Source organism: Pseudomonas sp. Irchel 3A5 (genome assembly GCF_900187575.1).
Classification (GTDB): domain Bacteria; phylum Pseudomonadota; class Gammaproteobacteria; order Pseudomonadales; family Pseudomonadaceae; genus Aquipseudomonas; species Aquipseudomonas folii.
Genome location: NZ_FYDU01000020.1, coordinates 58,818 through 70,349, shown reverse-complemented (window position 1 = coordinate 70,349; position 11,532 = coordinate 58,818). Strand labels below are relative to the sequence as shown.

Genomic DNA, 11,532 nt, shown 5'->3' with positions numbered 1-11,532 from the left:
GTAGCCGTGTCAATAGCTGATGTTCGTGCCGGATCTTGAGCCACCTACTCGGGTAAACGGCAACCCTTCAAAATCGCTTCGAGTCGTCAGGCTCCCACACTTCGAAGGCAATGCTTGACGGCCGCCAGTCCTCAGATGCGACCAGGCCGTTGAAAAATCCATTTGACGGCGTCCAAAATCCTCTTGATGATCACATTTTGAACCCCCGTCAGCATTTTTTAAGCTAGGGACTTGAGGCAAGCCGGACCTCTTGAGCAGGGCCTGTGAACATCTATGAAGCATTATTTCTATAACTGCTAATGCATGCATATCGAGAACACCGTGTATAAGATAAATACTAATTTTCAGTTTTTTTTGGTGGTTTTTATTGCTCAGATTGCACTTATTTTTCCTGCACGCGCTGATGTATTTACAGCTTGGAAAAGTGGTCATTTTCTCTACACTTCTTTTGAACAGCCTGAGCGATTCTGCGAGGCCTTGTATGAATTGCAGTCAAACTTATCCTTATATAAGCCGGAAAATAATGGGTATGAATCTCCGACCACATATGCGTGCGGCCAAAATTCTAACTATCAGCCCCAAGTCGGCTGGGTGTTTTTGAAGACACTAGACTGTCCTAGCGGTCAAATACCCGACTTGGGGTTCAATCATTGTACAAATAAATCTCTAATTGGGCATGACGACCACTTTTCAAGTTGCTCTAGCCCATCGACTTTGGCGGGGAACCCCATTAACTTCACCTACGGCAATAAAATTCAGAATGAAACTGATTTTGAATCAAGCACTATGAAGATTTCTCGCTTCTACAATAGTTATGACGGCCTCTGGAGGCATAATTTTTCGACACGTCTTTATTTTTCAGATCGGTCAGCAGTGATGGTAATGCCGGACGGTAATGAGCACTTGTTCTCGCCAAGCGCTGTCGGGTTTACTTCGAACACTGATATCGGAGTCCTGAGAAAGGTAGGTGATTCATGGCATTACAACGGCATCGATCAAAAAGATTTGATTTTTTCCGCCTCGGGCGAACTGACCCAAGTTAATGATTTGAAGGGCATCACATATAAGTTGCTGCGTAAACGGCTGTTCGCAGGCCAAGAAATAACCATAACTAATAGTTACGGTGAATCTGTAGTGTTGGTGGAAAGCGCTAGGCATAAGTTGCAGTCAATAAAAACCCCTACACATAATATTGTTTTCCTATATGACGCGAACCAAAATTTATCTGAGCGCAAGGTTAGTTCTGGTCGTGTGAGCTCCATCAGAAGATATCACTATGAAAATGATTACTTTCCTACTTCGCTAACAGGAATTACGGACGAGCGAGGAGTTCGGTTTGCCACTTGGGCCTATGATCGAGCAGGTAGGGCAATTTCAAGTCAGCGCGCTAACAACACCGGCATAACTAAAATAGTTTATAAGGACGACGATTCCAGAATTGTAACAAATGAGCTTGGTAAAAACACAATTTATCGGTATAAAACTATTTCCGGGGTAATGCGACTTGTCGAAATTATCGGCGAGCCTTCACCAAACTGTCCAGCCAGTAATTCTAGCTACACCTACAACGAGCGCGGGCAAGTGCTTACCAAAACGGATGCAAGAGGCTACATTACCGCCTATACCTACAACGATCGGGGCTTGGAAACCAATCGTACCGAGGCAAGCGGCACTGCCCAGGCTCAGACTGTCATCACCGAATGGGGGCCCTTCCCGGCTCCTCCCTACGAAGATTATAGAACCTACACGAATCACCGTATTTACCTACGACGACCAAGGCAGGGGAACCGGCCGGCAAGTCACTCCACGATGACATGCCTTGTCCGACTGGACGCTTTTAATTAGAAGGATTTATATGGTCGCTCGTGCCTTTCGCAAAATTTTTATCGGTATTTCGTTGGCAATTTTCACGATACTTTCATCTTTAGCATTATCAGCCGGACACATCAGCGGCAAAAGAGAACGGACAGTTGCTATTCAACTTACTTCAAAAAGTGGCTGAAGGCCTAGCAACAACGTCCGTAGATCATGAACCAGCCCAAAGGTTTTGCGTCTCTGATTGCGAAAGACGAGAGCCAGCATACCGGACTGACTTGTACCTCGCCATGAAGCTGGTTGCACTGCAAATGTAGAGGGCCCACGCAGATAGCATACTAGGCTCAGAGAGCTGATGGCTAGAAATGAGGGGATCGATGAGCGGATACAGACGAACGCTGAAAAATACAGCCTGCTCCGCTCTCGTTAAACCGCCTACTTAGAAGTAATCTGCCGACTTATCTCGCGCCCTTGGCTATCGTAGCTATATGTAGTGACGCGCGTAGGCTCTTGAACGCGCAACGGCAAAAATAGGGTTGTATCCCATTCCGTTGTGAACGTGCGAGCCATAGAAGTACCGTTTCCTTCAATACGACTGACTTCCAGTCCCCGCTCGTTATAGCTATAAGTGGTGATCAAGCCCTTAGCGTCAGTTCTAGTCACAACTTGACCACGCTCGTTATAGGTGTAAGCGGAGTTACTAGCGGGACAGTTAGGAGAAGGCTCGCCTTCAATGGCTACAATGCGTTTAACTCCATCAATAACCTGATATCGGTACACAGTATTCTTCCCTAAAGAATTTGTCACCCGTGTGGATCCATCATCACCGTATCGGAGGACAGTTCTTTCAACTCCATTAGCAAGCTCATTAGAATTTGCTCGACCTTGGTCATCGTATCCCCAAGAAACATAGCGGACGCCACGCTCATCGATAATTCCGGTGAGCAAGCCAGGCTTACCTTTTAACTCATAAAGATACTGACGACTTTTTACCACACCACCTTTCATCTTTCGCAGCGCGGCCAAATGGCCTGTGGCACTGTAAGTGTAAGTAATTGAGATCCCATCAGCATCAAGAGAAAGGGGTTGAAACTTTGCATCCTGAGTAAATACGAGTTTATGACCGCGAGCATCAACCACCGAAACTTTACCATCATTGTAGCTTAGGCTTTTAGCGGACTGTCCACGTTCCTGCAGGACAATTAATTGCCCCATGTCGTTAAAAGTCATCACATCCTGATTTGAGGAAGTATAAATCCAATTGTCGCCTCGCTTTATGAGACTCCCTAGTTCAGTAGGACTCGAAACCACCACACTGCCGTTGCGTTCAAACTGGGACTGACGACCCTCAGCATGATTGAGCGTGACAGTGCCGTTGGTGAACCATAACGCGAAGCTATAGTTGCTACTCCAAAGGCCACTAAAACTATTGTAATACCGTACAAAGGACAACGATGACGTGCTAGCACCAATCACAAAATCAACTTCAGTTTGAAAGCTGTTACCATTACTCAAATTAATTGGGTCCGCGACAAACAGCAAAGGACTGCTACAGGTCAATTTTGAATCCTGCTTGCCTAAACTCTTTTGTCTTGACTCTTTATCTGGGACCTCGCATTCGCCAGATCGCGCATTCAGAGTCTGGCCTGCTGGGCAATCGCCATGACTGTAACCAAGAGGAAGATAAGCAACCCGAGCGTTATCTTCCAACCTAAAGAAATTGCAGTCCGCTTGAGCTAGTGCACCAGGCCGCCAATAGCCAGCATCAAAATAAAAATACTGAAGAGTATAGTAATACAACCCGCTCTTCATTATTTCGTAGTCCTGACATCCAGCATCGGCTGTGTAGTATTTGGGATATTCAGGAGGGGGCTTCTGTGAGGCCCAAAAATACGGGGCCTCAGCGTGAACTGGCAATGCTATCGTAGAAATAAAAAAAATAATCGATTTACTGAAATAACGGGAAATCGCTGACCAAAAAAGAACGATGCAGTTTGATCTCAACTTTTGAAACGATTTAAAAAACCTTTCGAAAATCATCCTTCATCCTTAAATTCAAATATTGCGCGTGTTGCCGAATGGAGCATCCCTCTAATGCGGCCAACGCCAAGGACGGTTTCACCGCCCTCCGTGTTAGCTTCTGTTTGTTCTAGTCAATCAGAGCGGTAAATCACGCCGACTTCAACAGCATCAAATATAATGTCTTTAAAATAACCAAGCCAACTGCTAGAAAGCTCAGAATTCAATACACTTTCCACAACTTTACATTCAGTAGCCATTGGGGAGTCCAACCATTTCCGTAGTTATCCCATTGTTTCCCGTTAGGGTCTGTATAGGTGACATGCGGGTCTTGGCCAGTCGGATGGGTCCTATAGTCGCATAGTCGCACAGAAACTCTTCCGCATTAAGATCAACACTCAACAAAGATCGAAACTACGCAACAGTTCTCTAGCATTGGACAGCCCCGAAAGCCACCTCGACATTCTATAAATCGAATAAGTAATGATATTTAACCCAACAGCTGCAGCCATAAAAATAATACCCTTCTCGAAGCTAAGATACTCCGGGCCAACTGACATAAATGAAGATACAGAAATTCCACAACCCAAGATAAAGAAAAGGATTTCAACAAGCAGGAATAGCGCCACCAGTAGGCGGTCTAAAAAACTTACTCGCAACCGACAAAAGATAGCACCGTCAACCACCTTCATTTCAAGATAATGAGATTTAGGAAAAATCGAATTTTTATAAAACCTCATCACTCCGTATCTAGCTGGCTTCAACTTGAAGGTATGTGAAAGCCTAGAAACAATATCATCTGGGCGCAGGTGATGCGAGATTTGCAGTGTTTCCTCAGCGCACAGTCTCGCAATCACCCAAAGAAATCTATTATTTCCCACGAAGCCCGCCTTTCAAAGAGTAGACACCATTTAAAGATCCGGTCCCACCGAAATTGAAGCCAGGCCCGATATGAACATTGACCCCAGAAACATTGCTAGCATCATCGAACTCCACATCTGCACCAAACCTTCCAAGGTGAGCTCCAACTTGCGCTCCCTCTCCAGCTAGATCACTGACAGAGCCATTGTGATAACCAACATCAAGCGACCCCCTACCAAAACCATATGTTTCTCCTCCGGCTTGAACAGACGTGAATACTCCAATGTCCCAGTCTCCGCCTAAAAATCCAGGATAAGACAGCGCAATTCCGCACCCTGCGCCCGATGGCGGAGCATCAGAAGGAAGGAACCAATGGAAAAACCCAGGAAAAGCAATTGACCCGCCAATGCTAACTGTATCCAAACCACGGGGATCGATGTATGAAAGTGGGTTGCTCCCAACATAAGTGTAAGAATTGAGCCCACCATTCAATCCAATGGGGTCACTCTGTGCGTAACGACCTATTTTCGGATTGTAATCCCGGTAGTAGTTATAGCTCAGTTGCGTCTGTGCATCGTAGATTTGCCCTGGAAACCTGAGCGGGACGGTGGTGGCCTTCCCATCCCCATCAACATCCTCTTCAGGTGCCCCCAGTCCGTAAGCATCACTATTCCAGCGCCATAGCAGATTTTGGGAGCTGTCTGTCGCCAACCGGGGCGAGTTGAGATGATCCGCATGCAGAAATACAAGTTTGCTGCTGCTCACTTCGCCCAGTGAGGAAAAGTTGGCCGTGAGCTGCGCTAAAGGCATGCTATCCAGCCAGAACCAGTATTGACCGCTGATTTTCTGACCTTGCTCGTCATAAAAAGTCTGCCCGATCAGTTTCCCGCTCAGGTCGTACAGATAACTTGTTGTTCCAACCTGGACCTCGCTACCCATCTCATAAGTGCGCTTGATGATCCTCTGACCCAGCGCGTTATATTTGTAGTCGGCAATTTTGTAGATGTTTGCTTGGTAAACCTCACTCAACCGACCTTGGTTGTCATAGACAAAGCGTCGTCCATCAATTTGAGTATGGTTACCCGCAACATCAATAGGCAGTGCAGTACCGTTAACGCTGGTAAGTCGATTGCTGGCATCAGCATAGGCTAGCGTCTGAACTTCATCGGCATCACTGGTACTCAGATTACTGGTAGTCCGCTGAGTCCGATTGCCTGTTGCGTCAAAGCCATACACCTTCCTGATGCTGTTAGTCTGCTCACGGGTCAGGCGGCCCAGCCCATCGTATTCGTACTGTACCGCTCCCCATAGATTGGTTGCTAACTCTGCTACGTTGCTATCAGCATCGTAGCGATAAGTCGTTTGCCAGTTCCCGACCTGTTGCTGCGTCAGTCGATAATCCTGGTCATAGGTCCGAGATAACAAGACGCCATTCCCCCAAGTCAAGGATTTAACCGGGCCGAACGGTTGATAGGAAATATTACTCGCCAACGTGACAGTCTTGCTACCAATGGCCAGCCTGACACCTGTCACCTGAGCGGCGCTATTGCGCAGATAGGTCAAGCCGATGCTTGATGGGTACTTCAATTGCACCAGATTGCTGGCGGCGTCGTAGGCATAGTTTACAGTCTCGTAGTAGTCACCGCTGTTGACGCCTACAGAGCGGTGCTGTTTGACCAGATTTCCTTTTGTATCATAGGTATACGTCAGCACCCCGGCAGTGTCCTGTATACCAGTCAGATGACCAATACCTAAATTTCCCTCGGCAGTTTGGTCGTATAGAAACTTGATATTAAGCGCTGGAGCTGCGGGATAGCTCTTGCTGGTCAGGCGATTGAGCGCGTCGTAGCTGTATTGCGTGACCACGCCGCGGGCATCAGTGCTGCGAATAAGGTTGTTGGCCTCATCATAGGCAAAGGTGCTTGTGCCACCGTCCGGGCTTTTACTGGTGATCCGGTTTCCCAGCCCATCGTAGGTGTACGTCGTAGTGACCCCTCGCGGATCTACCACTTTCGTAACTTTATCGTCAGGGTTATAGCCTAATGCAGTGGCACCGCTCAAAGGATCTACGATTTTGCTGACTCGATTGAGTGAGTCAAAAGCTCGCTGTGTCTTATAGCTACGTGCGGTGGTATCACTGGTCCGGTTATCGTTCAGATCATAACCATAACGCTGAATTTGCTCGCTAGCACCGATCAACTTGATTAGGCGACCTAATTCGTCGAACGCTCGGCGCTGAAGCCGAACCACCTCTCCGCTGGTATCTTTCGTGCGCTCAGCGGTGCGATTACCCATGGGGTCCAAAGTGTAGTTGATACTTTCCCCAAGCCGATTGCGAACTCCCACCAGACGACGGGCATCGTCATAACTGTACTTGACCCAGTTGCCATCAGCCGCAGTGATCTGGAGCAGATCACCCACTTCGTTATAAGCATATTGAGTCGTCGATGCGTCGACAGTTCGGCTGGCTAGCCAACCCTGGGGGGTGTAGCTGAGCGTAGTCACAACGCCGTTCGGGTCGGTAACTCGCTGCGGATTGCCGTAACTATCAAATTCGCCCAGCGAATAGACATGTCCCAGTGCGTCGATGACAGTCGTGAGGTTGCCCTGATTGTCATATTGATAGCGGGTGGTGTCATCAACGTCGGTACGCTCGCCGTCGACACTGGCAACCTGTCCAAGTGCCGTATAGGTACGGCTAACCGTTCCTGCATTAACGACGGTTGCCAGCCAAAGGCAGGCAACACCAGTAACTACTTTATGAAAGGCATGAGCGGCCATATAAATCCTTCTAATTAAAAGCGTCCAGTCGGACAAGTCATGTCATCGTGGAGTGACTTGCCGGCCGGTTTCCCTGCCTCGGTCGTCGTAGGTAAATGCGGTGATTCGTGTAGATTCTATAACTTTTGTTGGGAGGAACCGGGAAGGGTCCCTTTCGGTTGTGACATTCTAGGGCTGAGCATTACCGCTTGCCTCGCCCTCGGTGAGCTCAAAATGTAACCCAGCTCTGATACGCACAGCCACAAAATTTGAAATTTTGGTTCCTGGATACCTTAACCTTGAATATTTTCCAAATCCTTAAACGCTGCGTAGCGGCGAGTCGCAGACCTTCAATCGCCCCGCATCACAGACGTAAAACGTGTTTGAGGGATTTGTTCTCTTTGGCAATCACAAAAAACTCTGAGGGAGCTTTTACACCCTTAAGCTCCGAGAACCACAAAATCAATGAGTTCAAAGCTGGGCCACACCAACAGGTCTGGATGTTGTGCTCACGCGCACCCAATCCCAATCAGACATACCGTTTACAATCAAGGCATATAGGAAGGCTAGCATCACAATATATTTTCTGGTAAAACCCTAAAATTATTCAGATTAAATTTTGAACCAGAGGACTAGCCATGCGTGCTTTTTCGTCACCACTGCTTCAAGCGGTTGTCTGTAGTGTATCGCTGGGAGCAATATTGAAAGCAAACGCGGTTGATTTCTCATACTGGAAATACTATGGAATTCCTAATTTAGTGATGAGTGAAGTGGAGTGGTGTGAATATCTCTACTCTGAATACCATTGGAAAGAAATGGTCACTTACTATGACCCATCGCTGAGCCGTTACGCCATTGAGGGTTCAGACCCAGTCAGAACCTATCACTGCGGAAACAAATACGCATCTGCTCCTGCCTATACATTTGGTCAAGTATATTGGGTCACTATTTCTTGTGAAAACGGAAGCGTGTTGGACCGAAGTACTGGAGCATGCTCTTCTCCGGAGCAAAAAGGCCGACAGGATACAACATTATTCTGCTCAAACCCGTCGTCTTTTGTTGGAAATCCAATAAACGCATCAACTGGAAATAAGTATGAAGAGGAGGTTGACTTTGAGCTAGGAAAAATAGATCCGATAGTGATATCACGCTTTTATAATAGTACTGATGGTAGGTGGAGGCATAGCTATTCTGACTCTATTTTTTTTGGCGAAGGCGTGGTGGTTCTCGAACACTCAGACGGACGTCAAGCACTATTTGCACCTGTAGGAAACTCTTTTAAATCCAACGCCGACAATGGAACTATTGATTTAAATGGAGGTATCTGGACATATTCCAGCCCTTCAGGAAGTAGAATGATATTCTCTTCAGCTGGCACACTAGAAAAAAAAGTAAATCCGGCTGGACTGGAGCAGAAGATAACCTATGAAAAACTTGGCGTCGATCGCAGACTAAAAATTCAAAACAGCAGCAATCAAAATGCTACACTTCTAGAAGACCCCTTTCATCAGCCTAAGACCCTGAACTCCGATGGCCTAAACATAAAATACGACTATGATATTCGTCATTACCTGATATCTAAAACAAAATCAGTCCAAAATTCAGCCCCCATGGTTAGAAAATATCATTATGAACTTCCCGGGCGCGAGCATCTATTGACCGGAATCACGGATGAGCGTGGTATTCGATTCGCTACATGGGAGTATGACAACCAAAATCGCGGCATCAGTAGTCAACATAGTAATGGTGCCGGTCGCACCCAAGTAAGTTACAATGCAGACGGCTCAAGCATCGTTACAAACGAACTCGGTAAGCAGGCCTTAATCAGCTATGTGCTTGTCGGAAATCTGATACGTATCTCATCAATCAAAGGAGAACCTTCACCGAACTGCGCAGCAAGCAACTCCAGCTATACCTATAATGATCGAGGTCAAATCCTTACAAAAACAGATGCTAAAGGAGTCATCACAACTTATACCTATAATGAGCGCGGCATGGAAACTCAGAGAACAGAAGCAACTGGGACCGGTATTGCTCGAACTTTTACTACAGACTGGGACGCTTCTCGTTCACTTCCTATTAGAACCGTAGGCCCTAATAGCACTATTTACTACCGATACGACGATGAAGGTAGAGAGTTAAGTCGTGAGACTACCGCACACTGACACGGACAGTAACTCCCTGTTCGTAGCACGACAGTAGGCGTCTGGACGACAGGGGCGCTTCCACAGGCTCCTCAAAACAAAAAGGCTTGCCCAGTTGTGCCGGGGCGAAGTGCAACAGATAGAAATAATGTCCTAACGAAACGGCATTATTCTTCGCCCCTATAGTTATACAGCCTAGTTCCTGCGCATGAGAATGAATTCACTGCCGCACGCCATTCGTGTGGTTTTTCCTACAAATTTGGTGGCGAGAGAATCGCTCCATATTGCGTGGCAGCCAAGCATGCTCACCTAGCAGGAGTGGGTCGAATCTTGGTCGAGCAGGGGAATTTCTTAGATCCGCAGGTAGGTCATGGTGCATGGAAATGCGAAATCACCGATATTGAGTACATCGAGTCGTCGATTATAGAGCTTCACAACCGCTATAAATCACCAGAATGCCTAGAATCAGGAATCTCTAAATCTCCAAACAAGTCCCTAAAACACACTGAACCTAAAATCAGTTTTACGGCAGCGTCCCCCAGCATCATGTAGTTGACTGTATCCCGATCACAAATCCGGACACAGCTCATGTCACCTCGACGCCATGCACTCACCGCATGCCTCATTATCATTCTGGCCAGCACAGCGGCCAATGGTGAAGCCATCCTGATCACCACCAACCAAAGCCCACTCGCCGCAACCAAAAACATCCGCACAATCAACCTCAATCTTCATGCAATGCTCGAGGCCGATCTATCCAGTGCCCTCCCCGCAAACCCAGCAGCAGCCCAGGATATTGCCACCCAGCGAATCACTCCAGACCTAGCTGCCCAAATAACCCAAGCCCACCAAAACGTCACCGACGCCTGGAGCATGGGCATCACCAAAGTCCCAGCCGTGGTAGTCGATCGCAAATACGTGGTCTACGGCGAAACCAACGTCCAGCGCGCATTGGATCGCATTGACGAGTACCGGAGGAAAGAGCCATGACTCTTCTTGCCCTACAGCCATTGGCACGGCGGCACCTTTCCGCCCTCCTGTTGGCCTCAAGCCCAGCATTCGCGCTGAACACCGCGACCATCGTGCCGTCAGTGAAGTCCCCTGCGTGCATGGACTACAGAGTCGTCGGTGTCTGCTATTGGCTGTACTGCACCACCTTCGGCTGTGAGGTAAAGACTTCTCCCAAGGTAGGTCACTACGTCCCGGATGCTGTGGTCTCCAGCTACGGCAACACCGGCCAGAACCCATGGGTAGAAGTCGCAGCCATGAGCTCACCTACTTCAGCCGCTCAGGGTGGCGGTAGCGGTACGACCAACAATGTGCACGAGAACAATCTGGCGGCATTCAAGAATGTTGATGTGATCGGCCATCCCGGGCTCTTGGCTTTCAACAGTTTCGCCAGTGGATCGGGTTACACGTGCGCAGGTGCTGGCACGTCCTATGTACCGAACATGCTCAGCACCCTGGACACCATCGCATGGCGTTATGGCGTTCCTGAGAGTGTGTTTCCGCAGGCGCTGACGCCTGGCGTGCGTGAGATTGGCAATCGTACTGCAGCGAATTTGTGGGGCAGCGTCTATCCGCGCAGCGGGTTTCTGCATCAGCCGGATGACTACAAAGCGGCAGCGGTTATGGCGCAGCGCGCCGGGGATGTCGTTACCCGCTCTGGGCAGGTTCATGTCTACCAGCCGTTGCTTGCTCAGGTGCAGCCAGGTTACTGGCCTGCAGGCGAGTTGCGTGAGGGTGAGATCCGAACTGGCAAATGGCAGCAGCTAGCACCGGTTGTTAGCCCAACCTGCGGTGTATTTCCCGATCAGTCGCCAGCGATGCAATCCCAGGATGGCGGTTATGCCTGGGCCTTATGGCGCCCCTACAGCTGCTGCAAACGCGAAGGTCAGACCTTCCTCGGCAGCACTGGCGCTTACTAAAAATC

At 48.3% G+C, this 11,532-nt stretch carries 8 protein-coding genes; 4 read left to right on the top strand and 4 right to left on the bottom strand.

All coding sequences use genetic code 11. From position 1 onward, the window contains the following. Positions 1-321 precede the first annotated feature (321 nt). Positions 322-1,845, top strand: coding sequence for an RHS repeat domain-containing protein (locus CKW31_RS30175; RefSeq protein ID WP_256582742.1), 1,524 nt, complete (start codon positions 322-324; stop codon positions 1,843-1,845). A gap of 405 nt (positions 1,846-2,250) precedes the next feature. Here CKW31_RS30175 and CKW31_RS26620 read toward each other — a convergent pair whose 3' ends face one another. The 4 genes from CKW31_RS26620 to CKW31_RS26610 all read right to left on the bottom strand — a co-directional run bounded on the left by CKW31_RS26620 (position 2,251) and on the right by CKW31_RS26610 (position 7,476). Then, complete coding sequence (locus tag CKW31_RS26620; protein WP_095101679.1) at positions 2,251-3,855, bottom strand: DUF6531 domain-containing protein; 1,605 nt, start codon at positions 3,853-3,855, stop codon at positions 2,251-2,253. A gap of 113 nt (positions 3,856-3,968) precedes the next feature. Further along, positions 3,969-4,094 (bottom strand): hypothetical protein, encoded by a 126-nt coding sequence (locus tag CKW31_RS30170; RefSeq protein ID WP_256582741.1) that lies wholly within the window; start codon positions 4,092-4,094, stop codon positions 3,969-3,971. Between the two features lie 138 nt (positions 4,095-4,232). After that, positions 4,233-4,715 (bottom strand): hypothetical protein, encoded by a 483-nt coding sequence (locus CKW31_RS26615; RefSeq protein WP_095101677.1) that lies wholly within the window; start codon positions 4,713-4,715, stop codon positions 4,233-4,235. After that, positions 4,705-7,476: an RHS repeat-associated core domain-containing protein gene (locus tag CKW31_RS26610; protein WP_256582745.1), complete on the bottom strand. Its 2,772-nt coding sequence runs from the start codon at positions 7,474-7,476 to the stop codon at positions 4,705-4,707. The genes CKW31_RS26615 and CKW31_RS26610 overlap by 11 nt, the downstream gene beginning before the upstream one ends. Before the next feature lie 617 nt (positions 7,477-8,093). On the opposite strand from CKW31_RS26610, the gene CKW31_RS26605 reads away from it, so the two are divergent. From CKW31_RS26605 to CKW31_RS26595, 3 genes are all read left to right on the top strand, one after another. Beyond that, complete coding sequence (locus CKW31_RS26605; protein ID WP_256582739.1) at positions 8,094-9,620, top strand: DUF6531 domain-containing protein; 1,527 nt, start codon at positions 8,094-8,096, stop codon at positions 9,618-9,620. 567 nt (positions 9,621-10,187) lie between these two features. Then, a complete protein-coding gene (locus CKW31_RS26600) occupies positions 10,188-10,589 on the top strand; it encodes a TIGR03757 family integrating conjugative element protein (RefSeq protein WP_095101675.1) in 402 nt (133 codons plus the stop codon). Next, entirely contained in the window at positions 10,586-11,527 is a 942-nt protein-coding gene (locus CKW31_RS26595) for a TIGR03756 family integrating conjugative element protein (RefSeq protein ID WP_095101673.1), read from the top strand. The genes CKW31_RS26600 and CKW31_RS26595 overlap by 4 nt, the downstream gene beginning before the upstream one ends. Positions 11,528-11,532 lie beyond the last annotated feature (5 nt).